This window comes from Kaistella carnis (genome assembly GCF_003860585.1).
In the GTDB taxonomy this organism is placed as follows: domain Bacteria; phylum Bacteroidota; class Bacteroidia; order Flavobacteriales; family Weeksellaceae; genus Kaistella; species Kaistella carnis.
In genome coordinates this window covers 305355-330677 of sequence record NZ_CP034159.1, presented here as the reverse complement: position 1 = coordinate 330677, position 25323 = coordinate 305355, and the positions used below count along the sequence as shown (strand labels likewise).

Genomic DNA, 25323 nt, shown 5'->3' with positions numbered 1-25323 from the left:
CAAAGTTGATGAACCTTGGCATTTTTGATAAACTTATTTAATTTTTAATGAATCGATGAACGAGTTCTCCTTTTTTCGTTTGTAATTTCAAAAGATAAAACCCTTTTTCTAAAGTAGAAACCTCAAGAGATTTTACATCTAGTGCATTTTCACTTCTCACCACTTTGCCTTCTACATTCAGAATCTGATAATTTTCGATCTCCAAATTTTCCGAAAAATAAATTTGATCAGTCACTGGATTTGGATAAAACTTGACAGAATTTAATATTTCACTCTTAGTTCCTAAAATACAGTTGTCCTGAATTGGTACTGAAACATTGGACGGCAAAGTATCATTACAATCTTTAATTATTTTAGAGAAAGTTGCATTTCCGGTCAGATTGATTAGCGTTAAACCATTTGTAAAACCATCTTGAAAGTTTAGGGTTTCAATGTTGTTATTTTGGGCCAGAATCGTTTTCAACACAGGATTGTTGCGAAAAGTTATATTTGTCAATAAGTTATCATTAACAGACATCCAGTTCAGTTTTGTAAGATTAGTCAAATCTAAATTTGTTACTTTATTTTTGTCGATATGAAGACGTTCTAAAGTAGTGTTCTGTGACAGATCCAAAACAGTAATTTGATTATTTACTAAAAATAACCTCTTCAGATTAGGGAGTGTTCTAACGTCAATTTCCGTGAGTTTATTCTCATTAATATAAAGCGTTTCAATATTCCCATTAAGCGGCAGCACAACTTCAACCAGAGCATTTGAATTCAATTCTAAAGTTTTCAATGCAGATAATGAACTAACATCTAATGTTCCTGCCAATTTGTTCTCGCGTAGGTTTAAAGTGGTAAGTTTGGTATTTTTAGAAACATCAATGGTTTTAAAATCCTTTTGAGTCAAACTGAGTTCAGTTAGATTGATAAAAGCTTCAATACCTTTTACATTGGTAATCAACGGATAACTTGCAAGGTTTCTCATTGAAGTCAAAGTTTTTGCTTCTTCAAAAGAAATCTGGTGGTCTATGTTGGCATCAACAGCCGGATAGGCTTTGATGATGGCATTTTTAAAATTGATGTCAGTAAACTCCACATTTTGCGCCGAAAAGAAACCTCCGACGAATAAAAACAATAATGCTTTTTTCATATTTCTAAATTTAATTATTCAATAAAAAGGAGAAAAAAGAAATATTGAAATCGTCTTACATAAAAACGACGACGAGAAAAAACAAGAATGTTTTCCCAGTTCAACATCTCTTTTTTCCCGAAGAGATTATTAATAAAAATAAGGCAGGTCTCCTGGCTTGCTGGTAATTGTCGGCCTTCCCAATGTAGAATCAGTGGCACGAAATGACAATACTTTTTATAGCATACAGTTGCGGGTACAGCTCAAGATTTTAACTTGATTCCCTATTAATGTGATCTGAATTTTTCAGATTACAACCTTATTTTATCAGTCGCAAAGATAAATTTTAAACTTAGGAACTGAAACTGACATTTATCAGCCAAAAAAAATCCCTATTTCTAAGAACAGAGATCATATGAAATTGTATTTAATACTAATCTTCTCGATTTACCAAATCCATAGAAAATGCAGGCAGGCAAATCGCCAGATAATCACAAGGATTTTCAAACGGATTGCTGTACCGAACTCTTGCTCCTTTTTCAATGAGAATGCTTTGTCCCGTTTCTAAAACTACGATTTCTCCATCGATCTCAAATTGTTTTTTGCCTTTGATGATATACGTGAATTCATCAAATTCAGGAGTTTGAAAAGGTTCACTCCAGTTGGGTGGTGCCACCATATGTGCGATTGAAATACCAGAATTTCCGGTGGAGTTTCCCCAGATTTCTTCGATGAGTTTGCCGTCAGTTGTCGGAACAATGAACGGTGATTTTTGAATTTTATATTTTGACATCTTGATTTATTTTTAAGAAGTTTAAAATTACAAATTAAAATTTTATTTCCGTTTGAATCTCTTTCCGTACATTTAATTAATCTTAAAAAATTTAAAAATATGATACGTTCAATTTTAGCAACTATATTTTTTATGTCAACAACACTCACCTTCAGTCAGACTCTTAAAAAGGTTTCTTATCAGGACGGCGCTCAAAAACTCAGTGGTTTGGTAACTTCGAATGCTGGAAAGAAACTTCCTGGAGTTTTAATTTTACCCGCCTGGAAAGGAATTGATGATGAAGCCAGGAATGCTGCTTTAGATCTTGAGAAACAAGGTTACATTGCTTTTATCGCAGATATTTATGGTGAAGGAAACATCCCCACCGATAACGCTTCGGCTGCGAAAGTTGCAGGTTATTACAAACAAGACTTTAAAGCCTACCAAAAACGAATTTCATTAGCCCTGGAACAATTAAAGAAAAGCGGTGCTAATCCAGAGAAAATCGCAGTAATTGGCTATTGTTTTGGTGGAAGTGGTGCTTTGGAAGCGGCAAGAGGAAAACTTCCTATAGTTGGCGTAGTATCAATTCACGGTGGTTTGGCAAAAGATCCAGCGAGAATGAATGAACCACTTTCTGCAAAAATTCTGGTGGAACATCCAGCGGATGATGCAAGTGTGAAACCTGAAGATTATGCACAGTTGGTAAAAGAAATGAATGACGGGAAAGCCGATTGGCAGATTATTACATATTCAAATTCGAAACATACTTTTACAAATCCTAAATCGCCGGATTATAATGCAGTAATGGCGAAAAGAGCCTGGAATCATACGATGATGTTTTTGAAAGAGATTTTGAAATAATGTTTTTCTTATTCTTTTGTCTTGAAACAAAATAAACAAAAATTGCCTCACTTATTTTTAACTTTTTCTTTGAATCGGCGAATCTGCGATTCAAGGCTTGGAGACTCCGGCTAAAAATAATAATGTAATTCTAAAATCCCCAAAACTCGCGCGATACGTAAATTGGTCATCGATTACAAATTGTGACGCGCTCAAACAATGGGAATTTTTTTACGAATTACATTAGTATTTTCTTAACGCCTACGCTTCCTACGCCAATTGATATTGCAAATTCCTAGTTAGATCTTTTTAGAAAATTTATAAAGAATAAATCCTTTTCATAACTGAAAAGGATTTATTCTTTATTGCAAATGATTTGATTTAAAACTGCATTTCCGGAATTTCTCCGTCGATGATTAAGTCTGCTTCTGTAGATTTCATGATATCTTCAACAGAAACTCCAGGCGCTCTTTCCAAAAGTTTGAAACCGTTGGGCGTTACTTCTAAAACCGCCATTTCAGTCACTACTTTTTTCACACAACCAACTCCGGTTAAAGGAAGCGTACATTTTTTCAGGATTTTACTTTCGCCGGCTTTGTTAACGTGCATCATGGCAACAATAATATTTTCAGCCGAAGCCACTAAATCCATGGCACCGCCCATTCCTTTCACCATTTTACCGGGAATTTTCCAATTGGCAATATCACCTTTTTCAGAAACTTCCATCGCTCCAAGAATCGTTAAATCAACTTTCTTACTTCTGATCATTCCGAAACTGAAAGCAGAATCAAAGAATGATGCTCCGGGAAGTGTGGTGATCGTTTGCTTTCCGGCATTAATTAAGTCCGGATCTTCTTCACCCTCGAAAGGAAACGGTCCCATTCCGAGAACCCCATTTTCACTTTGAAATTCCACAGAAAGATCCGGAGAAACGAAGTTAGCAACCAAAGTCGGAATCCCAATTCCGAGGTTAACGTAATAGCCATCTTTTACTTCTTTGGAGATGCGCTGCGCGATTTGTTCTTTTGTTAGCATAATGTAAACTTGAACTGCAATTTATTGCTTTTTCATTTCCTATACAAATGCTATTGAGACATTCTATGGGATGACCCAAACAAACCAATTAATATCTCTAATTTTGCAGCCAATTATTTTTTTTTTAAATGAAAACACTTTTTAAATATTTAAAACCTCATAAATGGCTTTTGATTTTATCTTTAGTCTTCGCCACCATCAATCAGGTATTTTCGTTGTTTGGTCCCGCGATTACAGGAAAAATTCTGGATCAATTAGTGACTAATCCCAACTTTTTCGACAAAGAAAAACTTTTAAGCAGAAGTCTGGAGGAATATTTATACGGCACCAGCATTTACCACGGCGCCTTTTATTTTATAGGATTATTAATCGGTGTTGCAATGGTGAGCAGGATTGCAAAAGCCTTTCAGGATTATACCTCGAGCGTGATTACGCAAAAATTTGGAGCCAATATTTTCACCGATGGACTGCAACATTCCATGGCCTTACCTTTTCAAGAATTTGAAGATCAAAGAAGTGGTGAAACCTTATCAATCCTCACAAAAGTAAGAGAAGATTCAGTGAAATTCATCAACAATTTCATCAATATTTTCTTTGGGATTTTAGTTAGTATTATTTTCGTTTCTGTTTATGCCATTCAGTTACACTGGGCGATTATGCCGGTTTATGTGGTGGGAATATTTTTCATTGCCTTTATCACCAATTTATTAAGTAAAAGAATTAAAAAAATTCAGAAAAACATTGTGGCTCAGACTACCAGTTTGGCGGGAAGTACCACCGAAAGTCTACGTAATATTGAGATCGTAAAAAGTTTGGGTCTTACGCAGCAGGAAGTTAAAAGGCTCAACAGCAATACCTACAAAATTTTAGGTCTGGAATTGAGAAAGGTGAAAAGCATCCGTTCTTTAAGTTTCATTCAAGGAACCTTGGTGAATTTTCTACAACAGATGATTACGCTGACTTTGCTCTTTTTAATTTTTAAAAACATCGTGACGCCGGGGCAATATCTCTCGTTAATGTTTTATGGATTCTTTATTTTCGGGCCGATGCAGGAAATCGGAAATATCATCATCTCTTATCGCGAAGCCGAGGCCTCCTTATTTAATTTTGATAATTTAATGAAAAAGCCAACCGAAGAAAAACCACTTAATCCGAAAAAAATTGGGGCCATCAATAAATTAAAATTTAAAAATGTTAGTTTCAAATATCAGTCTGCTACTTACAAGGCGCTGAACGATATTTCTTTTGAAGTTAAAAATGGAGAAACGATTGCTTTTGTCGGCCCGAGTGGCGCGGGGAAAAGTACTTTAGTAAAATTACTGGTGGGATTATACCGTCCAAATGAAGGTTCTATTTATTACAATAATATCAATGGTAATGAATTCGATATCGATGAACTGAGAAATCAGATCGGTTTTGTAACGCAGGACACGCAACTTTTTGCCGGAACCATCAAAGAAAATTTACTCTTTGTAAATCCGGAAGCAACAGATCAGGATTTGAGTACGGCATTAAAAAAATCAAGCGCTACGGCTTTGATCGAGCGAGCGGAAGACGGTTTAGATACGGTAATTGGTGAAGGTGGATTTAAATTAAGCGGTGGTGAAAAACAAAGAATCGCCATTGCCAGAGCCTTATTGAGAAAACCGCATTTGCTGATTTTTGATGAAGCAACCTCGGCTTTAGACAGCATTACGGAAGAAGAAATCACGACGACCATTAGAGATATTTCGGAACAGAAAGAACAGATTACTGTCTTGATTGCGCATCGATTATCTACAATTATGCATGCTGATCGAATCTATGTTTTAGAACGTGGAAAAGTAATTGAAACCGGTTCCCATGAAAATTTGCTGGAGGAAAAAGGATTGTATTATGCGATGTGGCGTCAGCAGATTGGGGAACGGAAGATTTAGGGTATCGTAAATTAAAGCAAACAACTGAAGAACGATTATTATTGTAGGAGGAGGTTTATCAGGACTCTTGACGGGTTATCTTTTAAAGAAAGAAGGAATTCCCTTTAAAATTTTAGACTCGAGAAATAGATTTGGCGGAAGAATCAATACCGTTTATAGAGAAAATGAGGCGCCGATCGAAATGGGTGCGACATGGTTTACGAATCAACATGTCAATTTAATCGCGCTCTGGGAGGAATTAGGAATTGAACGTTTTGAACAGTTTATGGACACGAAAGTTTTTTATGAGCCTAATCCAAATTTACACGCTCAAATCTTGGGAATTCCAAAAAATGAACCGAGTTACAGAATTTCTGGCGGAACTTCTGCGCTCATCAATAGACTACTGGAAAAATTAAATCCCGAAGATTTCCTTCTGAATCATACGGTAAGTCAGATTACGTTTACGGAAAATTTAGTTTCGGTAAAAGCAGAAACTATTTTCGAAGGTGATTCTGTAGTTCTCGCGTTACCACCAAAATTGTGGGCGAACCGTATTGATTTTCAACCTTCAATTTCTGAAGATTTAAAAGATATTGCATTGCAAACACTCACTTGGATGGAAGATTCTATTAAGGTTGCCTTAACTTTTGCAAAACCTTTTTGGATGGAAGAACAAATCCCGCGAACGTTATTTAGCAATGTGGGTCCTGTTGTGGAATTTTACGATCAGTCGGATGCGGAAAATTCAAGATATGCATTATGTGGTTTTATTAATTCCGACTTTAAAAAGCTCTCAAAATCTGAACGAAAGCAACTTGTTATCAACCAATTGAAAAATATTTTCGGAAATCCGGTTACTGAATTTGTGACTTATGAAGAACGGGTGTGGAGTGAAGAGGTTGCAACTTTTCAAGAATCCCACTCGCCAATTTATCCACACCAAAATAATGGACATCCCATTTTCAAAACTTATTTTGAGGAAAGACTAATAATTTCGGGCTCGGAAACTTCTTCACAATTTCCCGGATATATGGAAGGAGCGGTAATATCTGCGAAGGAAACGATACGCAGAATTTTAGAATTACAACTAAAATAAATCTTGGGTTATCGTTTAATTTGATTTGAACACCTAAATTTTATAGAGCCAACGTCGTTTTCTGATTCTACTGTTCGTTTGATTTCGCAATGACCTAATTTATATTACGGTAAAATAAAATATTCCATTATGTTTAAAGAAGAAATAAAAAGTCCGAATTTTTGGTTGGTGATCATCAGTATTGTGCTCTATATTTTATCGATGTTTTTTACGCCTTTCTATGTTGCCAATCCAAAAGCAGATATCTATTCCAGTTCCTTTTTTATGCTGCTTGCAGGATGGATGGCCATTTTGGGCGGAGGATTAATTCCAACGATCATCTGGTTAGCAAACCCGCTCTATCTTTTTGGTGGTTTTTTGATACTCAATAAAGAGAAAGTTGGGGTTATACTAGTAGGTTTATCTGTAATTCTTGCCCTCTATTTCACAACACTTGATTCTATTATGGATGGTGAAAGTGGCGCATCGACAGCCATCATAAAACTTGGAGTTGGGTTTTATTTTTGGATTTCAAGTTTTATTGTCTTGTTTATCGCCTCAATTAATCTTTTTATAAAAAATAATAAAATTGTAGAACAGCATTGAATGTCATTTTTTAAGAAAAACACTTATCTAAAAATAGAACTTGCTGAAAGTATCGAATCTGTAAAATCAAATTTGCTTCGTACTTTACTAGGAAAATTTCTTTCAACAATAATCCCAAAAGCAAATCCTGATTTTGAAAATGAAATTGACAAGATCAATACTTGGCTCATCGAATTTGACGCGGGCGGAATTCCAGAAAGAGAAATTGGTTTAGATAAAGATGGCAAAGTAGTAATGATAATGCCTTGGAAAGATAATTATGGATATTGGACAGACAACAATCTTAACCTTACAGATTTTATGAATGGTTTTAAATATTCTGAAATTGAGAATGAATATTTTGAACACCGATGGAAGAATTTTGCCGAGAATAAACTTTAAAAAGGAAGCCGTCTCAAAATAAAATTTGAGGCGGTTTTTTTATTTTCTTTTGTAAAGCGTTAAATTTTGATTATTTGTGATTTTTGCACATTAGGATAAAAAGGTGCTCTTACTTAAGCACTCTTTTTTCTTAGATTGTGTGCTAAAGCGTGTAATCCGAACTCTAATTCCACTTTTTCTATTCCAGTGTGTGTAAAACGCTTGAAGTTCCGATTGGATTTGATATGTGCAAAGACGGGTTCTACATCCGCCGTGCGTTGTTTGCGTTTTATTTCACCGATTTCACTCAAGAGGTTTTCCCGAACTCTCTCCTTATGCCGTTCTAAATTTTGGTTGCGTTCTATTATTCTGTTTCCCTGGGCTTTATGGCAAGCCCCTCGCAGCGGACAACCGTTGCAGTTTTGAGCCTGGTACAGTGAACTTGTCTGAGCATAACCGCTTTTGGTTTTTCGATTTCGGTTGGTGATTTTATTCATCGGTTGCCCCATCGGACAGATATACTGATCTTTCTCTTCGTTATAATAAAGTTTATCGTGGTGAAAGTCTTCGTTGATTTTCTTTCTTTTCGATTTTAAAATACCCTGTTCCTTATCGAAGGTGTTGTATTTTACGAAGGTTTCTATATTTTTCTCTTCCAGAAAATCATAATTTTCTTCACTGCCGTAACCAGCATCAGCAGTAAGTTCTTCCGGCAAAAACTGATAAAGTTCTTCAAAAGTATTGAGGTGTGGTTGAAGCGTATTTAAATCATTGGTGGTTTGGTGTAAAGTATAATGAATAACAAACTGGGACTGCGAACTTACCTGCACGTTGTAGGCGGGTTTAAGTTGCCCATTCTGCATATGATCATCTTTCATGCGCATAAATGTGGCATCGGGATCGGTCTTACTATAACTGCCACGTCCGTCCAAAAGTTTTTCCTGCTCCTCGTACTTATCCAGGTTCTGAGAAAAATTCTTTTGAATGTATCTTAATTTTGCCTTTGCTTTGGTGGATGCCTGCGGGTTTTTGCTGATGATCTCTTCTATTTTCTTGGCGGTCTTCTCTATTTTATCTCTATCGATGGTTTTAAACTCCGGTGGTGTAGGATCGCTGTCTTCTTCCTCAGCAATGCTTTGGGCATAGTTCCACATTTGTTCAAGTTGTTCTGCCATCTTCTCTTTTCTGGTTTTAATGGCATTGCCCCAAACGAAGGTATATCTCCCGGCAATAGACTCTATCTTAGTTCCATCGGTAAAAACTTCTTTCAAGCTAACGAGTCCTTCCTCTGCTAATAACAGGACGACCTGTTTGAAAATGTCTTTGAAAATAGTCTTGAGTTTCTTGCTCCGAAAACGTGCGATGGTGTTATGGTCTGCGACCTGTTGAGCGGACAACCACATAAAATTAATATTCTCACGCATCGCTTTTTCAATCTTCCTGCTGGAATACGTATTATCCATATAAGCGTAAACCATCACCTTAAGCATCATCTTGGGATGAAAGCTCGGTTTGCCATCTTTACTATACTCTTCAATGAGCAATCGTAAATCCAGTTGTTCAATAATTCCATTAACGACCCGAACGGGATGATTTTCTGGAATCAATTCCTCGATTGATGGTGGGAATAACCAATTTTGTTGCTGGTTATAATCTTTAAATTTAATACTCATATAATTGATTATCAATACTTAAAGATAGTAAAACCCTTTAAAACTGACAAATGTTAAACACAGAAAAAACCGCCTCAGTATTGAGACGGCTTCATCATTATTAAAAGTAATTCAACTAAGAATATCTAAGGTCTTTTTCTAACTGTTCTTTGCTCAATTCTTTTCTCAAATTTCTCACCCTGAAAAATTCTTTGAACCATAATTCCTGGAATGTGAATTTCGTTGGGATCGAGTTGTCCCGGTTCTACTAATTCCTCCACTTCAGCGATGGTAATTTTCCCACTTCCCGCCATTGGCGCATTGAAGTTTCTGGCAGTTCCCTTGAAAATTAAATTTCCGGCGTGATCACCTTTCCAGGCTTTTACTATGGAATAATCTGCTTTGAAAGCGTGTTCCAGGATATGCATTTTACCATCGAATTCTTTGGTTTCTTTTCCTTCTGCGACTTCAGTTCCATAACCTGCAGGCGTATAAAAAGCCGGAATTCCATGTTGGGCAGCGCGGCATTTTTCGGCTAAAGTTCCTTGTGGCGTTAATTCTACATCGAGTTCTCCGGAAAGCATCTGTCTTTCGAATTCTGCATTTTCGCCCACGTAAGAAGCGATCATTTTTTTGATTTGTTTTTTCTGTAAAAGCAATCCCAAACCAAAATCATCAACGCCGGCGTTGTTAGAAATACAGGTCAAGTTGGTAACATTGCTTTCTACCAAAGCATTAATTGAATTTTCGGGAATTCCACAAAGGCCGAATCCGCCAACGATTAAAGTCATTCCATCGCTAATTCCAGCGATTGCTTCTTTGGCATTTTTTACTCTTTTATCGATCATCGTCTGATTATAATTTTGTGGTAGAAATTTACGAATTTTTTTGAGAATGAGAATTACAATCCTTTCTAAAGCCAAAATGTAAAAGCGTCTGTTAATAAATGTAGATTAGTAAAAATTTCACTTTTTTGATTCGCTAAATTTTAAGAGACTCATCTGAAAGTTGGATCGAGTTTCGATCAGTGTTCGGGGTTGCGTGAGGGATCGAAGCGGCATCCTTTTTTTGGCCAAGGGAAAAGCAAGGGAAAAAAGATAGAGCGCAGAGCCCGACCTGAGAGAGGGAGTTGGCGCGAGCGAAGCGAGCGCCAATGACCGAGTGAAGGGCACGCCCAAATAATATGGCAGATAAAGTCGTGGATGAAGAGAAGGTTAAGGTTAAGATTAAGGTTGAGGTTTAGGTTGAGGTTAATTTTATGGGTTAAATAATTACGGATTTATTTTTGTAAAGTGTTGGCAGATTGCATTTTTTATCTTATTTTTGCACCCTGTTAATCAACCTCTGACGAAGGGCGTGAACGTTGTTTAGCTTGACAAAACAAATTTTTTTATAAAAAAAATGGATTTATTACAGTACGTACAAGACAAGTACATTGCAAAAAAAGAATTCCCAAAATTCAAAGCTGGTGATACCATCACCGTGTATTACGAAATTAGAGAGGGTGCTAAAACAAGAACTCAGTTCTTTAAAGGAGTAGTACTTCAGTTGAGAGGAACCGGTGCAACTAAAACTTTTACCATCAGAAAAATGAGTGGTGATGTTGGAGTTCAAAGAGTTTTCCCATTGAATATGCCTGCACTACAAAAAATTGAAATCGACAGAAGAGGTAAAGTAAGAAGAGCAAGAATTTTCTACTTCAAAAACCTTAGAGGTAAAAAAGCGAGAATTAAAGACGCTGCTTACAAAAAGTAATTCAGTTTACAATATTAGAAAAACCCATCAATTTATTTTGATGGGTTTTTTATTTTTCAAATAAGATTGGTAAAGTACGATAAAACTACTCGGAACGTTACGCGTACTATTTCACGATGCTTTCAAACGCATATTGATTTAAACCTTTAGCAAAAGGCAACAAATTATTGCCCAAAAAAAACCGTCTTGAATAAACAAGACGGTTTTCATTTAGTATTGAAAAAATTACTTTTTGATCATTAGTTTTGAAGAATACTGAATGCCTAATCCTTCCACTTTTACCACATAAATACCATTTGGTAATGTTTGTGTATTTACAGAATCTGAGGCAGAAATTTTTTGGCTGGAAACCAATTTTCCAGAAGCGTCATAGATCTGAACATTTACTTTGCCCAAGATATTTTTAGCAGACTTGATAAAGAATTCATTCTTCGCAGGGTTTGGATAGAGACTCATTTCTTTACCTGCCACCACGTTGCTTGTCGCAAGGTTTGCACATTCTGCAGGAACTTCGAAATTTTCAACCTGGTCAGTAATGACAAGTTTGGATCCTGCGGAAGCATTTACTCCTAATCCTCTTTTAGCGAACACATCCCAAATCATACACTTGTCTGCTCCACCTGCTGCAGCATCTGCCGCCAGGATTGCATTTCGACCGTCAATGAATGTTGGACTACACGGCTGCAATTTCAAACCATCTGTTACCAATTGTAATACTTTTGTACTTCCGTTGGTTGTGTTAGCCATTACATCAGAAGAATACCCATATTTTTCTGCAAATTTCCAATGAAGATCCCAAAGCATTGTTGCCCAAACAAATCCAATAGAATGCACAGTAGGCGATGCGTTAGTACCCATAGAATTGGTCGCACCATAAGTATAATTATTAACTGCGAAATCCGGAGAATATTTTGCGGGACGAATTCCAAGGCCGGAAATAGGTTCAGACGATGCAAAAGTACCAATTCCTCTCGCTACCTCTTTTGTGTCTCCTGGTTGATTGGTCAGCATTAAAGCAAAGAAATCAGACCAACCCTCTCCCATCTGCTCTTTAGTACTTGTTGTAGATAAACATGAGTATCCGTCTCCCGTTAACCTGTTGGAAATACCATGACCATATTCATGAACTACAATCCCGTTATCCAAACTTCCATCTTTAGTTCTTTGGTTTACGGCGTCATATTTCAACGTAATATTAACATCAGTTGTAGTCAGTAGATTTTTAATATAAACCCCTTCGTTGTTTTCTACCAGGACTGATGGTATTGTGATGGTTGCATCTGCTCCTCCCATTCCTGAAGTAGGTGTAGAATCCGGTAAACTGTAAATAATTGCTGCAACAGCACCGGCGTCTTGAGCATTTTTAACTTTTACGGTAAAACCACAAGTCCCTCTTTCCATGAGACCTATTTTTCCGGCAAGTGACCCTGCTGGAAGCGCGGTACAACCGTCTAGTACAGAAGCCAGCTTAACATCGGCAGTAACACCGGTAGCTGTCAAGGTCGGTCCAAAAGTGGTTGAAACCACGTTAGGCACGATACGTCCTACGGCTTCGGGTGGCGTATTGTAGAAAACTCTGTCTACAACGCTTCCGTCGAAAAGATACATCTGCATTTTTGGTCTACCACCATCTGACGGTGTAGAGAAGTTAGCATTGTTTCTGCCTCCTCCATCTTGCGCTTCGGCACGAACGTAATCGTTCTGTAATCCTCCCTTTCCGAAATTGAATGCCTGAAAATTTCTAGCCGTTTCAGTAAAACCTAAGCGGTAAAATATGTCATGAACTTTATTATTAACGTAAAATAAATTGGTGATGGAAGCATTCAAATTATAATTCGCATTATCTGCAATCATAGGAAAATCAAAAACTCTTGTTGGTCCCCCTTCTGCAAATTGGCCTTCTATATTAAGGTTACTTCTATCTTCATAAGCGAAAACGTTATTTCCTTTGGTGTTCGTATAATTCCCTGCATAGATTCCTCCTGCAACGGTATGCCATCCATCTGGAGATGCATCTGCAAACCACGGATTAGACACTAAAGTACGCGGGCCGTGATTTGGGCTTTCTACAGGAAATGCAAATACGCGATATTGTGCATCTGCCGGCGCCAAAGCATCTGGACCTACCAATTTGTTCTCATTATTGCTAAAGTCTGCGGTAAAACCTGTCGGAAGATGAGCAGAATAGTCATGGCTGTATGCATCATGTGCAAACTGACAGGAAACAGTTAAATTTTCCTTGTTTAAAACCTCTCCCGTGGTCGCATCCGCTAGAATTGCCCAATAATTTGAGGTTCCTTTCTCTTCAAAAATGAATTCATAACATAACCTCAGATCATGGTTTTCTGTTTGAAAATATATTAATCTATTTTTTACGTTTGCAGCAGTATCATTTTCTACATCATTGATTCCTATCAGTTGATATTGATTGGCATTCTTTAAACCTAGGTTCTGCGCAACATTAGCAAAAATCGCTGTATTCGCCGAGGCAACGTTTGGTTTTGAAATATTGGCGTAGTTTTTCGCAAAACTTTGCTCAAAATAGGTGACTTTTTCAGATTTAATTAAAGCAGTACCTGTGGCATTGTAAACTGGAATACCATTCAAAGACTGCTGAATCTTTACCACATCTCCATTCATCGACTTAGAAAAATCTTCATTGATGATTTCAAAATTCTTCAAATCAGATTTGAGAAAACCACTCTGCGTGGACATATGGTTTTTGATAAGGGTTTTAAAATCCTGAGCGTTGGCGTGACCGAACGAAAACAGGAAACAAACCGCAGCAATTTTCAAGGGTAAATTTCTATTTTTCATATAACTTTATTATTAGTCGCCGAATTTATAAAAAAAAGTCTTAAGTATTGAATTTTTAACACGAAAAAAACGAAATTTAACGCAGATCTCTATTTTTAAAGATATTTTAATTCTTTGAAGTTTTAGATTTTCAGATAGTTGCGGAGTGTAAAGTAGAAATAAAAATTTTGCTGATCTGTTTAATTTTTTTGGGGAAAGGTGGTTAATCAAAGCATTTAAGATGACTCAAAAACAAAAAAAATGAGCTGTCTTTCGACAGCTCACATGATATAGTTTGAAAACTAAGGCTTATTTACCTTCCATTTTCTTTTTCAATTCTGCTAATACGTCTAAATCACCAAGAGTTGATTTTTCTTCGTTTTGAGAAGAACCTGTTGATTTGTTAGATGATTGATTAGAAGATTGCTCTCTTACATTTTTCTTTTCTTCGTCTCTGAAGATTCCTGTATGAGAAACTACTACTCTCTTAAATTCTTTGTTGAATTCGATCACTTTGAAATCTGCACTTTCTCCTTTCTTGATTTTAGATCCGTCTTCCTTCTCTAATAATCTTGATGGACAGAATGCTTCAACTTCTGCATCTTCAAACTGAACCTGAGCTCCTTTGTCGAATACTTCAGTTGCAGTTCCTGCATGTACAGTTCCTTCAGCATATTTAGTTTCGAATTTATCCCAAGGATTTTCCTGTAATTGTTTGTGACCTAAAGATAATCTTCTTGCTGCTGTATCTAATTCAAGAACTACAACTTTCAATTGATCTCCAACTGCACAGAATTCTGATGGATGCTTGATTTTCTTTGTCCAAGAAAGATCAGAGATATAGATTAATCCGTCGATACCTTCTTCCAATTCTACGAATACACCGAAGTTTGTAAAGTTTCTTACAATTCCTGTGTGCTCAGAACCTACTGGATATTTAGATTCGATGTTAGACCATGGATCTTGGCTTAATTGCTTCATACCCAAAGAAATCTTACGGTCTTCTCTATCTAAAGTTAAAACTTCTGCTTCAACTTCGTCTCCTACTTTTACGAAATCACCTGCACTTCTTAAGTGAGTTGACCAAGACATTTCTGAAACGTGAATTAGACCTTCAACACCTGGAGCAACTTCTACAAATGCACCATAATCAGCAAGTACAACTACTTTACCTTTTACTCTGTCACCCACTTTCATGTCAGCAGAAAGAGCATCCCAAGGATGAGCTTCCAATTGCTTCATACCTAACTGGATTCTTGTTTTCTCATCATCAAAATCAAGGATTACAACTTTTACAACTTGTCCGTCCTCTAAGATTTCTGATGGGTGATTAACTCTGCTCCAAGAAAGATCTGTAATGTGGATTAATCCATCAACACCACCTAAGTCAACGAATACACCGTAAGACGTAATATTCTTAACCGTACCTTCTAATACCTGACCTTTTTCTAATTGTGCAATGATTTCTTTTTTCTGACCTTCGATATCTGCTTCAATCAATGCTTTGTGAGAAACTACTACGTTTTTAAACTCAGGATTGATTTTAACAACTTTGAATTCCATTGTTTTACCAACGAATTGATCATAATCTTTAATTGGTTTCACGTCGATTTGTGATCCTGGTAAGAATGCTTCAATACCGAGAACATCTACGATCATACCTCCTTTAGTTCTTGATTTAACAAAACCGTTTACGATTTCTCCAGTTTCGTGAAGTTCGTTTACCTTATCCCAAGCTTTAAGTGTTCTGGCTTTTTTATGAGATAATTGTAACTGTCCTGATTTATCTTCTCTTCTGTCAACCATTACTTCAACCTCATCACCTACTGCTAGACCTTGGTTATAACGGAATTCGTTTAAAGAGATTACTCCTTCAGATTTAAAGTTGATGTCAACAATCGCTTCTTTGTCGGTAAGTCTTACAACTTTACCAATAAGAACGTCGTTGTCCTGTAGATTGTTTAGAGATCCGTTATAGATTTCTTCCAGATCACTTTTCTCCTGTCTTGATTCTGCATCAAGACCTGATTCAAATGAATCCCAATCAAACTGTTCTGGAGCTACGTTTTGGTTCAAAAGAACCTCTGCTTTGTCTGTCGTTTCTGACATAAAATAAATAATTTGTATCCTGTAATTTCAATCATTGGCTTAATGTGAACTATCGAAAAATACAGAAGATGTTAATTGTTAATGTTTTAACTTCGCCAAATGCTTGCACAAAAAGTCGTGCAAAGATACTCTTTTTTCTTATTATTTTAATAATATTTTTTACTTCTAATGAATAGGTGGAAAATAAAAAGAGCGATCCGTAGATCGCGCCTGTTAAATACATTATAAAGTACTTTTAGTTTTTAATTAATTTTGTTGCTTTAATGTTTTGTCCGTCATTTACTTTAATTAGGTAAATTCCTTTCTGCAAATCGCTCACATTATACGAATCTGCGATTTTAAAGCTTTTAACTTTTTTACCGGTAACATCATAAATACTTACTTCTGTCTTTGAATTCTTCGAATCAAATGGCAACGACAATTTAAAAGAATCAGTAGTTGGGTTCGGATAAACCACTACTCTGCTGTCTAACTGTAGGGTCTCCGTAGTTCCAAGAGTGGTTGCAACATAAGTAATGATAAAAGGCATGGCTTGTGCTGCGCCAGAACCACCATCAAGAACCGGAGCCCATACTCCTCCATTTGCCTGAATTGCATTTGCATCTGCGGGTCCATTTGAGCCTACGATGGTTACAGGAGGTAAAAACACCGCCCCGCTGTTTGTTGCTTTCAACTGATAGTCGACCCAATAAGTTCCGGGATTCAGCGATTTAGCTACATTTGCTTTTACCTGCCAAATTCTTCTTGTTGTTCCAACCGCAGAAGCAGCCACTCTATACATTTTTGAATCAGTACTACCGGCAACATTAATAATATTGGTTGTAGGATCACCAAATGCTACTGTGCCACCAGCAGCTGGGGAGCCATTCCAAAGCACCAAATTCATTTGACTGATCGGGAATATTGTAGAACCCGTTTGATAAGCAAAAACCTCCACGGAGGAAATCGCCCAACTTTCTCCGGCAGGAACTGTAAAATCATCAGATAATCTGAATACATTCGTTCCGTCTGAATAACCGGCAACGCCATAAGTCGTATTAGCGGCCTGTATTTCGCTCCATGTGTAGCCTGCCGGAGCAGCTACCGAAGTACTTGTGGTTGCACCTGTGCTCAAATTTCCATTTGAATAGGATTGTGCACTCATTAATGATCCGCATAAAATCATTAAAGAAAATAGATTTTGTTTCATAATAAATTATTTTTTTGTTAATCAAATCTATCACCTATTTTTCTTATAAAACAAATATTTTTTAATAATTTTCAATAATAATCTAAAATAAAAGCAAAAAGAGTAATAAAATAATGGGTTGGTGAACCTAATAACAAATAATTTCAATTTTTCTTGAATATTTTTAAAAACAATAATGAGCATCGTCAGGGTTCTATTTACTTTAAATACGTCATTAAATAGTATTAATACACGAGTTCTTGTAACTTTGCAGAATGGAATTACAGAAAATTTATCAGAATTTGCAGATTCAAGACATGAATCAAATGCAGAAATCCGCCTACAAAGCTTCAGAAAACGAGAAAGACCTTCTCCTTTTATCTCCTACAGGTTCAGGAAAAACGCTCGCTTTTCTTTTTCCGGTTTTAAGAAATCTTAAAAAAGAAAATTCAGGAATTCAGGCTATGATTTTGGTTCCTTCAAGAGAATTGGCACTACAAATAGAACAGGTTTTTAAATCAATGGGAACCGATTTTAAAGTGAGTGTTTGCTATGGCGGTCATGATAAAAAAATTGAAGGCAATAATTTAATCGAAGCTCCGGCTTTACTAATAGGAACTCCGGGACGAATCGCGTATCATTTAAAAAATGATAATTTCGATGCGACGACGATCAAAACTTTAGTTTTAGACGAATTTGATAAATCATTAGAATTTGGTTTCCACGATGATATGAGTTTAATCATCAGCGAAATGCCACTTCTTTCTCAAAGAATCCTGACTTCTGCCACAGCGATGACTGAAATTCCCTCATTCACTGGATTAAAGGACGAGGAGAAGGTTGATTTTCTAAAAGTACTGGAAATTAAACCGGATTTTCAACTGCGTAAAGTACTGACAACTTCCGAGGAAAAACTGGAAACTCTTTTTAATTTACTCTGCAAAATCGGAAACAAAAGAACTTTAATTTTCTGTAATCACCGAGATGCAGTTGACCGTATTTCAGCACTACTAAAGGAGAAGGGAATTTCCCGCGAAACTTTTCATGGTGGAATGGAACAAGATGAACGTGAGCGCGCCCTGCTGAAATTTAAGAATGATTCTTCCCGAATTTTAATCACAACCGACTTGGCTTCTAGAGGTTTAGATATTCCAGAAGTAGAATCAATTGTTCATTACCAGTTACCGCCAAAAGAAGATGCTTTCATCCATAGAAATGGAAGAACAGCCAGAATGAACGCTAAAGGTTTTGTTTATCTGATCATGACGGAAGATGAAAATTTTCCTTTCATTAAAAAAAATACGCCGGAAGAGAAACTGACGCAGGATTACAAAATGCCGGCAAGAACTCCCTTTCTCACCATTTACATAAGTGCGGGAAAAAAAGATAAAGTCAATAAAGTAGATATTGTAGGATTTCTCATTAAAAAAGGAGGTCTGGAAAAAGACGATATCGGATTAATTGAGGTAAAAGACACGACTTCTTACGTTGCAGTGAACAGACAAAAAGTTGTCGCGCTACTTAAAACGTTAGGTGATCAGAGATTAAAGAATAAAAAGCTGAAAATTGAAATCGCTTACTAAAGCTAAGAAAACCTCAACCTTTCACCGTTTTAATTTTACGTAATTTTGTCTTATTCACTTATTTAAAATGAAAGTTAATTTACCTGATAAACTCTACTATTCTATTGGCGAAGTTGCAAAAGCTTTTGATGTCAATGCTTCCCTAATTCGTTATTGGGAACAGGAATTCCCGATCATCAAACCCAAAAAAAATAAAAAAGGAAATCGCTATTTCACGCCGGAGGATATTAAAAATCTAAAGATTATTTATCATTTGGTTAAAGAAAAAGGCTACACTTTGGATGGAGCGAGAATTGCGTTGACCACAAATTCGAAAATCTCTGAAACCGTTTCTATGATTGACCGTTTGGAGTTCGTAAAAGCCGAATTGATTAAATTAAAAGATTCCCTGGTAGAAAAACCCGAATAAAAAGGGCGTAGTACGCAGGCACATTTAGGTGTTTAGCTTTAGTCAAAATTATTTTTTGGATCTAGTTTTATCAAAAATATAAATGATGAAAAACACGATTCAAATCTCCGCCGCAAAAAATTATTTTTTAGGATTCGCGACTTCCGGGCTCTTTTTAGTTTTGGGATTATATTACTTTAATTCTACCAAAAATGTAGAGGAATCTGCGCCTTCATTTACAGAAATTTTAAAAGCTGAAAATGCGCCTATACAGGAATTTAATCCCAATGATTTAACTGAATCTGAATGGGTACAACTGGGCTTTTCGGAACGACAGGTTGCAACAATTTTAAAATATAAATCGGTTGTTGGCGGTCAATTCACTTCCAAAGAACAACTTAAAAAATGTTACTCTATTTCTGCGGAAAAGTATGCGGAACTGGAACCTTATATTTTACTTGCCGACCATGCAGGAAAATCTTTTAGTTCGACCAAAAATTATTCTAACAATTACCGGCAAAACACAACTTCTTATCAATATAAAAATTACGAAGCCAAAGGTTTAAAAATTCCGGGAAAATTTAATCCTGACACTTATAGTCTCCAAGATTTTATTAATCTGGGATTTACCGAAAAGCAGTCTCAGTCGATTTTGAAATACAAAAATTATTTGGGTGGAAGTTTCATCAGCAAAGAGAAATTTCGGGAATGCTATATGATCAGCGAAGAAAACTACCGCAAATTAGCGCCTTACCTGTTATTGCCTGAAAATGCCCAAAATAATTCCGTGGAAATGAAAACTTTTGCAACGAACAAAACTTCTTCTGAAAAACCCGCCATCTCCTATCAAGCATTCGATCCAAACACTACCGATCTTCAAGGTTGGAGAGATTTAGGATTTTCTGAAAAACAGGCACAGGTTATTATTAATTACAGAGACCGCAACCTTAAAGGAAGTTTCAAATCATTAGATGATATTTCAAGGTGTTTTGTAATTTCTGCGGAGAAATTTGAAAACTTGAAACCTTTTATTATTTTAAACCCGGAAAATATTAAATCAAAAAACTCCGATTACAGCCCTAAAACTTCACAGAAAAATGAAACTTTGCAAAACCAAAATGAAGAAAATTTGAAGACAGATTTTAGAAAAATTAATTTGAATGAAATTACTTTTAAACAATTGTTAGAATATGGTTTTGATGAGAAGAGCGCCGGAAGCTTTATCGGTTTTAGAAATAAATTAGGAGGCTTCGTCAATACAAGCCAGATCATTGAAACGTATAATATTGATAAAGATCTGGCTCAAAAATTAATTGGTACCGCTCCGTTGCTGGTAAACAATGTCCCAAAATATTCTTTGGCCGACGCACCTGAATCGTGGTTAAAAAATCACCCATACTTTAAATATTATGCAGATAAAATAATTTACTACCGAATCACGTATTCAGATGAGAAAAAATTCTTTCGAACCATGAAAATAAAACCGGAAGCTGAACAGAAAATGAGACTCTATTTAAAATAAAAAAATCAGTCTCCGTGGAGACTGATTTTATACGAGATATTGCAGCTATTTTCTAATGAATTTTATAGAAATGTTATCCAATTTTAATAAGTAAACTCCCGGAGGAATTTTTTCAACATCGATCGAGTTTCTATTTTTAAAAGGATCAGTGATTTTCATTACTTGTTTTCCGGAGAAATCATAAATGGAAGCACTTCTCACTTGTTCAATTTGTTTTCCTTTCACAAATAAAGTATTCCCAAACACCGGATTTGGGTAAATGGAATTTGATTCGTTTGCGGTAGTTGATATATCTGAACCAGCCAAAGTTCCTAAATCCTCGCAATAATCGGTAGCATAAGACTGCCACTCCGACAGATCAAATGAGGCATTTGGCTCAGTTACAGAAGATATTCGATAGAGAGAAACGTCACCAAGCGTTGAAAAATTGTTGATACTTTTAGTTCCTATGGCATCAACGGTTTTTGTTTTGTATCGCAACTCCAGGTAATTACTGCCATCGAAGCTCATTTGTGGGGATGCAGAAGGAAACTTTGCGTCGTCATTTGTTACACAGCTTAAGTTTGCTCTTGGATTAAGAATGATGAATGTTTCATTGTTCTGAATAGTTCCTTCGAGCTCATAAGGTGCAGGGAAATAATAATTGGAATTGGCGCTGTTATAAAATTGCGCACCAATACGGTAATTATTTAAATCAACAGCGTGCCCGGTTCTATTGGTAATTTGCAGCGCTTTATTGTTTTCAGTTCCTTCAATATATTTTGTAATCATTAAATCTTTTGCAAAAACGTCTTCATTCAAAGTAGTGACTTCTAAAACAGCACTTTCCGGTGATTCTGTATAATCACGGTAGTACGCTTTTACCGTAAATTGATATAAAGTAGAATTCAAAAGATGATCAACCGTTAAATCTGTATTTTTTGTATAGCCAACGTAAACTCCATTCTGATAAATTTTATATCCTAAGATATTGGGATCTGAAGGCGATGACCAATTTAAAGTTACAAAATAAGCACTGATTTTGGAGGGGCTCAAATTAGCCGGAGCTTGTGGAGTAATGACTGTGAGCGTTTGATTCCATATCAAATTAACCCATTCAGGATGATCGATGAAAGGGTTTCTGTTTCCCTGAATTTCGTATACTTTATTATTCCGCTCGATCTCTCGCTGAGAAACTGGATCTTGCTGGTTCCATTGCAGTAACATTGCGAGATACCAATCTTCAAAGGCTTTCTCTTCCGTTCCATCAAGTGGACTGGTGTCATTTGCAGGTGAGGTTCCATTGTAAAAATTAAAAGCGTTTAGTTTTCCTTCATATCTTACTGCAAAATAAAGTAAACTTCGGGCGATATCTCCTTTAAACTCATCGATCGGTTCATAAACACGTCCTGTGTATCCAGAACCCGGCGTTCCATTTTTGCTAATTTTAGAACCGTTAGTAAAAGTGTAATAATTGGTAGATCCTGCCATGGCGTAAGGATAATTACTGCGTAACTGGTTAATTTTAGCATCGGTAGGAATCACAAAAAACAGATCTGAATACATGGGATAATTACTGTTAAAACTACTTTGTGGCATCATGTGTTCTCTATTATACCCCAAACCTTCCGTAGCCGCAGAACTGATTAACTGTTCTTTGGTGTAATGGTACGCTGTCGTTCCTGTCGGATTGTTGCTGTAGATATCTAAGAGGTAAATATCATTGGTAGCATCATAATCATAATAATGATCTAAATCGGTCACCCCATAAAACTCAGGTAAATCACCATAATTCCAAGAAATTGTTTTTACAGAAATAAGGTCATGTAATCTCGATTTTAGCGCGTAGCCACTGAGGTCCGCCGTTCCATCATAATAGGTGGCTGGCGCTTGTGAAAAGACAAAAAAAGGTAGTAAAAGAACAGAAAATAAAATATGTTTCATCGGGACAATTTTAAACGAAATTACAACTTCTCTTTATGAAATAATAGTGATCTGTATTTTTTAGTATTAATTTTTGGTAATCCATGATAACTATCATCTAATTTTTTCATATAAAACGAAAATAATTTTACCTTTTTATACATTTTCTATATCTTTGAGAACAAATATAAAATATGAACGAAGAGATGACTCACAGCCTTAATATGATTGCAGAAACAGCTAAGGATTTTGCAGAGAAAAATATACGTCCACATATCATGGACTGGGATGAAAGTCAAACTTTTCCCGTTGATCTTTTCCATCAGTTGGGTGATATGGGCTTTATGGGAATTGTTGTTCCTGAAGAATATGGAGGTTCGGGCTTAGGCTACCACGAATATGTAACTATTTTAGATGAAATTTCTCAGGTTGATCCTTCTATTGGACTTTCTGTAGCAGCACATAACTCGCTTTGCACCAACCATATTTATGAGTTTGGAAACGAAGAACAAAGACACAAATGGCTTCCTCAGTTAGCTTCCGGAAAAGTAATTGGTGCTTGGGGATTAACGGAACACAATACAGGATCTGATTCCGGAGGAATGAATACAACCGCGGTAAAAGATGGTGATGACTGGATCATTAATGGGGCAAAAAACTTTATTACCCATGCAATTTCAGGAGATATCGCAGTCGTGATGACAAGAACCGGGGAAAAAGGAGCCAGAAATAATTCCACTGCTTTTGTTCTGGAAAAAGGAATGGCAGGGTTTACCTCAGGTAAAAAAGAAAACAAACTGGGAATGCGGGCTTCTGAAACTGCAGAACTTATTTTTGACAGCGTAACAGTGCCGGATGCCAACCGCTTAGGAGAAGTAGGATCCGGATTTAAGCAAGCCATGAAAATTTTAGATGGCGGTCGAATTTCTATCGCAGCTTTAAGTTTAGGAATTGCAAAAGGTGCTTACAAAGCAGCTCTAAAATATTCCAAAGAAAGACATCAGTTTGGGAAAGCAATTAATGAATTCCAGGCCATCAACTTTATGCTTGCTGATATGGCAACAGAAATTGATGCTGCTGAATTATTGATTCAACGTGCATCAACATTGAAAAATGCAAAAAAACCAATGACCAAAGAAGGTGCTATGGCAAAATTGTATGCCTCGGAAGCTTGTGTACGTATAGCAAACAATGCCGTTCAAATCTTTGGAGGTTATGGTTATACCAAAGACTTTCCAGCGGAAAAATACTATCGTGATTCAAAATTATGCACCATTGGTGAAGGAACTTCTGAAATCCAGAGATTGGTTATCGGAAGAGAAATATCAAAATAAAAACATTACGATTATTTAATGAAAAGCACCGAAAATTCGGTGCTTTTTTAATTTTTAAACTCGTGAGCTGGACCAATAATAAGGTCAAATAAAATCTCTAAAAATGAATTATAAAATTTGAAATTCCGGATTGAACTGAAAGCGAATCACATCAGGCGAAGTATATTAAACCATTAAATGTAAGAAATCTGTCAATAGGAATTTAGATTATTCAAATTGGCAAATATCAATAAGATTAATCAAAGATTATTTATAAGAATCTTCTGTAAACCGTCTTAATTTTTATTGAGGCGGTTTTTTATATAATTAAACTGAATGTTTATCTTTGTTAAAAGTTTAATTTTAATGGAAAAAATAGATCCCCTGAATCAGGTTGCAGAATTTCACAAAACATTTAATGCTCCTATCTTAGATCAACCCCAAATTCCCTCTAAAGAAAGATGTGAATTAAGAGTTTCTCTGCTACAGGAAGAACTGAACGAATTAAAAGAAGCCATTGCAGATCGGGAATTGGTTGAAATAGCAGATGCTTTATGTGACTTGCAATATGTTCTCAGCGGTGCAGTTTTAGAATTTGGACTGGGAGATAAATTTCCTGCACTTTTTGATGAGGTTCAAAGATCCAATATGTCAAAGGCCTGCAACAATCAAAAGGAGGCAGATGAAACAATCGCTTTTTATAAAGAAAAAGGCGAAGATGCTTTTTCACAGCCGTCTGGTGATAAAATAAACGTTCACCGCACCTCTGATCATAAAGTTCTAAAAAATAAATACTATTCACCTGCGGATCTTAAATCCATTCTTGAAAACTAATTTCTTCCTCAAATCCAAATTCACCAATTTTTAATAATGAAAAATTTCACTAAAATATTCATCACTGCTTCTACCTTACTTTTGACTGTACAGTCGTGTCAATCTCAAAAAGTGGTTGTCAACCGTGAAGTAGAAACAACAAACGACGGAAAAATGCTGTTAGGACACCAAACAAAAGACCAGCTTTTAAAAGCACCGTACAGCGAGTGGTATTCACCACAACACTCTGATTATGCGATCGATCAAAAAGCACTCGCGGAACTAAAAAAAGAAAAACTCAATTCCTATAATATGGTGTTGGTCATGGGAACCTGGTGTGAAGACAGTCACCGGGAAGTTCCCCGCCTATTCAAAATTCTGGAAGCCACGGGATTTCCTGATGCTAAATTAACGATGATTGCAGTCAATAGAAAATACGAAGCACCGGGCGGTGAAGAAGGACCATACAACATTCAAAGAGTTCCAACCATCATCGTTCAGAAATACGGCAAAGAAATCGGCAGGATTATTGAAACTCCTACTTCGGGATATCTGGAAAGAGATCTCTTAGAAATTATTAAAAAGGACAACAGCTCCATTAAAGACCTATTAAAATAAA

The 25323-nt window shown here is 36.3% G+C and carries 21 protein-coding genes and 1 riboswitch; of the genes, 12 read left to right on the top strand and 9 right to left on the bottom strand.

The features are described 5' to 3' along the window. Window positions 1-37 precede the first annotated feature (37 nt). Both EIB73_RS01405 and EIB73_RS01400 read right to left on the bottom strand, forming a co-directional pair. Complete coding sequence (locus EIB73_RS01405; protein WP_125021917.1) at window positions 38-1135, bottom strand: T9SS type A sorting domain-containing protein; 1098 nt, start codon at window positions 1133-1135, stop codon at window positions 38-40. Between the two features lie 125 nt (window positions 1136-1260). After that, a riboswitch (cobalamin riboswitch) is annotated at window positions 1261-1451 on the bottom strand. Window positions 1452-1547: 96 nt separating this feature from the next. After that, window positions 1548-1907 carry a cupin domain-containing protein gene (locus EIB73_RS01400; protein ID WP_125021915.1) on the bottom strand — a complete coding sequence of 120 codons (360 nt, stop codon included), beginning with the start codon at window positions 1905-1907 and terminating at the stop codon, window positions 1548-1550. A 132-nt stretch (window positions 1908-2039) separates the two neighbouring features. On the opposite strand from EIB73_RS01400, the gene EIB73_RS01395 reads away from it, so the two are divergent. Then, window positions 2040-2750, top strand: coding sequence for a dienelactone hydrolase family protein (locus EIB73_RS01395; RefSeq protein ID WP_228411262.1), 711 nt, complete (start codon window positions 2040-2042; stop codon window positions 2748-2750). 360 nt (window positions 2751-3110) lie between these two features. Here EIB73_RS01395 and EIB73_RS01390 read toward each other — a convergent pair whose 3' ends face one another. After that, complete coding sequence (locus tag EIB73_RS01390) at window positions 3111-3764, bottom strand: CoA transferase subunit B (protein WP_125021911.1); 654 nt, start codon at window positions 3762-3764, stop codon at window positions 3111-3113. Window positions 3765-3892: 128 nt separating this feature from the next. On the opposite strand from EIB73_RS01390, the gene EIB73_RS01385 reads away from it, so the two are divergent. From EIB73_RS01385 to EIB73_RS01370, 4 genes are all read left to right on the top strand, one after another. Then, window positions 3893-5680 (top strand): ABC transporter ATP-binding protein, encoded by a 1788-nt coding sequence (locus tag EIB73_RS01385; protein WP_125021909.1) that lies wholly within the window; start codon window positions 3893-3895, stop codon window positions 5678-5680. A gap of 67 nt (window positions 5681-5747) precedes the next feature. Beyond that, window positions 5748-6758, top strand: a complete 1011-nt coding sequence (locus tag EIB73_RS01380; protein ID WP_262706710.1) for a flavin monoamine oxidase family protein — start codon at window positions 5748-5750, stop codon at window positions 6756-6758. A 129-nt stretch (window positions 6759-6887) separates the two neighbouring features. Next, window positions 6888-7343 (top strand): hypothetical protein, encoded by a 456-nt coding sequence (locus tag EIB73_RS01375; protein WP_125021905.1) that lies wholly within the window; start codon window positions 6888-6890, stop codon window positions 7341-7343. Next, the gene (locus EIB73_RS01370; protein WP_125021903.1) at window positions 7344-7724 is read left to right on the top strand and encodes a hypothetical protein; all 381 of its coding nucleotides are present in this window, start codon (window positions 7344-7346) and stop codon (window positions 7722-7724) included. It begins immediately after the preceding gene. Window positions 7725-7837: 113 nt separating this feature from the next. Here the strand turns inward: EIB73_RS01370 and EIB73_RS01365 are convergent, their stop codons facing one another. Both EIB73_RS01365 and EIB73_RS01360 read right to left on the bottom strand, forming a co-directional pair. Further along, window positions 7838-9385 (bottom strand): IS1182 family transposase, encoded by a 1548-nt coding sequence (locus EIB73_RS01365; RefSeq protein ID WP_125026042.1) that lies wholly within the window; start codon window positions 9383-9385, stop codon window positions 7838-7840. Window positions 9386-9501: 116 nt separating this feature from the next. Further along, window positions 9502-10203 (bottom strand): CoA transferase subunit A, encoded by a 702-nt coding sequence (locus EIB73_RS01360; RefSeq protein ID WP_125021901.1) that lies wholly within the window; start codon window positions 10201-10203, stop codon window positions 9502-9504. 553 nt (window positions 10204-10756) lie between these two features. Here EIB73_RS01360 and rplS point away from each other — a divergent pair. After that, a complete protein-coding gene (gene rplS, locus EIB73_RS01355; protein WP_125021899.1) occupies window positions 10757-11110 on the top strand; it encodes a 50S ribosomal protein L19 in 354 nt (117 codons plus the stop codon). Between the two features lie 225 nt (window positions 11111-11335). Here the strand turns inward: rplS and EIB73_RS01350 are convergent, their stop codons facing one another. The 3 genes from EIB73_RS01350 to EIB73_RS01340 form a co-directional block, all read right to left on the bottom strand. Continuing rightward, window positions 11336-13927 carry a T9SS-dependent M36 family metallopeptidase gene (locus tag EIB73_RS01350; RefSeq protein WP_125021897.1) on the bottom strand — a complete coding sequence of 864 codons (2592 nt, stop codon included), beginning with the start codon at window positions 13925-13927 and terminating at the stop codon, window positions 11336-11338. A 288-nt stretch (window positions 13928-14215) separates the two neighbouring features. Continuing rightward, window positions 14216-16015, bottom strand: coding sequence for a 30S ribosomal protein S1 (gene rpsA, locus EIB73_RS01345; RefSeq protein ID WP_125021895.1), 1800 nt, complete (start codon window positions 16013-16015; stop codon window positions 14216-14218). A 235-nt stretch (window positions 16016-16250) separates the two neighbouring features. After that, window positions 16251-17204: a T9SS type A sorting domain-containing protein gene (locus EIB73_RS01340; RefSeq protein WP_125021893.1), complete on the bottom strand. Its 954-nt coding sequence runs from the start codon at window positions 17202-17204 to the stop codon at window positions 16251-16253. A gap of 254 nt (window positions 17205-17458) precedes the next feature. Here EIB73_RS01340 and EIB73_RS01335 point away from each other — a divergent pair, with 254 nt between their 5' ends. From EIB73_RS01335 to EIB73_RS01325, 3 genes are all read left to right on the top strand, one after another. Further along, on the top strand, window positions 17459-18766 hold the full coding sequence (locus EIB73_RS01335; RefSeq protein WP_125021891.1) for a DEAD/DEAH box helicase: 1308 nt from the start codon (window positions 17459-17461) through the stop codon (window positions 18764-18766). Window positions 18767-18833: 67 nt separating this feature from the next. Further along, window positions 18834-19175, top strand: a complete 342-nt coding sequence (locus EIB73_RS01330; RefSeq protein WP_125021889.1) for a MerR family transcriptional regulator — start codon at window positions 18834-18836, stop codon at window positions 19173-19175. 85 nt (window positions 19176-19260) lie between these two features. After that, complete coding sequence (locus EIB73_RS01325) at window positions 19261-20676, top strand: helix-hairpin-helix domain-containing protein (protein ID WP_125021887.1); 1416 nt, start codon at window positions 19261-19263, stop codon at window positions 20674-20676. 45 nt (window positions 20677-20721) lie between these two features. Here the strand turns inward: EIB73_RS01325 and EIB73_RS01320 are convergent, their stop codons facing one another. Beyond that, window positions 20722-22599: an endonuclease gene (locus EIB73_RS01320; RefSeq protein ID WP_125021885.1), complete on the bottom strand. Its 1878-nt coding sequence runs from the start codon at window positions 22597-22599 to the stop codon at window positions 20722-20724. A 173-nt stretch (window positions 22600-22772) separates the two neighbouring features. Between EIB73_RS01320 and EIB73_RS01315 the strand changes: the two genes are divergently transcribed. From EIB73_RS01315 to EIB73_RS01305, 3 genes are all read left to right on the top strand, one after another. Beyond that, window positions 22773-23912, top strand: a complete 1140-nt coding sequence (locus EIB73_RS01315; RefSeq protein ID WP_125021883.1) for an acyl-CoA dehydrogenase family protein — start codon at window positions 22773-22775, stop codon at window positions 23910-23912. A gap of 345 nt (window positions 23913-24257) precedes the next feature. Further along, window positions 24258-24725, top strand: a complete 468-nt coding sequence (locus EIB73_RS01310) for a pyrophosphohydrolase domain-containing protein (RefSeq protein ID WP_125021881.1) — start codon at window positions 24258-24260, stop codon at window positions 24723-24725. 36 nt (window positions 24726-24761) lie between these two features. After that, complete coding sequence (locus EIB73_RS01305; protein ID WP_125021879.1) at window positions 24762-25322, top strand: TlpA family protein disulfide reductase; 561 nt, start codon at window positions 24762-24764, stop codon at window positions 25320-25322. Window position 25323: the final 1 nt, after the last annotated feature.

Coding starts and splice junctions, on each gene's coding strand:
- EIB73_RS01405 (WP_125021917.1), bottom strand. CDS start 1,135: ATGAAAAAAGCATTATTGTTTTTATTCGTCGGAGGTTTCTTTTCGGCG.
- EIB73_RS01400 (WP_125021915.1), bottom strand. CDS start 1,907: ATGTCAAAATATAAAATTCAAAAATCACCGTTCATTGTTCCGACAACT.
- EIB73_RS01395 (WP_228411262.1), top strand. CDS start 2,040: ATGTCAACAACACTCACCTTCAGTCAGACTCTTAAAAAGGTTTCTTAT.
- EIB73_RS01390 (WP_125021911.1), bottom strand. CDS start 3,764: ATGCTAACAAAAGAACAAATCGCGCAGCGCATCTCCAAAGAAGTAAAA.
- EIB73_RS01385 (WP_125021909.1), top strand. CDS start 3,893: ATGAAAACACTTTTTAAATATTTAAAACCTCATAAATGGCTTTTGATT.
- EIB73_RS01375 (WP_125021905.1), top strand. CDS start 6,888: ATGTTTAAAGAAGAAATAAAAAGTCCGAATTTTTGGTTGGTGATCATC.
- EIB73_RS01370 (WP_125021903.1), top strand. CDS start 7,344: ATGTCATTTTTTAAGAAAAACACTTATCTAAAAATAGAACTTGCTGAA.
- EIB73_RS01360 (WP_125021901.1), bottom strand. CDS start 10,203: ATGATCGATAAAAGAGTAAAAAATGCCAAAGAAGCAATCGCTGGAATT.
- rplS (WP_125021899.1), top strand. CDS start 10,757: ATGGATTTATTACAGTACGTACAAGACAAGTACATTGCAAAAAAAGAA.
- EIB73_RS01350 (WP_125021897.1), bottom strand. CDS start 13,927: ATGAAAAATAGAAATTTACCCTTGAAAATTGCTGCGGTTTGTTTCCTG.
- rpsA (WP_125021895.1), bottom strand. CDS start 16,015: ATGTCAGAAACGACAGACAAAGCAGAGGTTCTTTTGAACCAAAACGTA.
- EIB73_RS01340 (WP_125021893.1), bottom strand. CDS start 17,204: ATGAAACAAAATCTATTTTCTTTAATGATTTTATGCGGATCATTAATG.
- EIB73_RS01335 (WP_125021891.1), top strand. CDS start 17,459: ATGGAATTACAGAAAATTTATCAGAATTTGCAGATTCAAGACATGAAT.
- EIB73_RS01330 (WP_125021889.1), top strand. CDS start 18,834: ATGAAAGTTAATTTACCTGATAAACTCTACTATTCTATTGGCGAAGTT.
- EIB73_RS01325 (WP_125021887.1), top strand. CDS start 19,261: ATGAAAAACACGATTCAAATCTCCGCCGCAAAAAATTATTTTTTAGGA.
- EIB73_RS01320 (WP_125021885.1), bottom strand. CDS start 22,599: ATGAAACATATTTTATTTTCTGTTCTTTTACTACCTTTTTTTGTCTTT.
- EIB73_RS01315 (WP_125021883.1), top strand. CDS start 22,773: ATGAACGAAGAGATGACTCACAGCCTTAATATGATTGCAGAAACAGCT.
- EIB73_RS01310 (WP_125021881.1), top strand. CDS start 24,258: ATGGAAAAAATAGATCCCCTGAATCAGGTTGCAGAATTTCACAAAACA.
- EIB73_RS01305 (WP_125021879.1), top strand. CDS start 24,762: ATGAAAAATTTCACTAAAATATTCATCACTGCTTCTACCTTACTTTTG.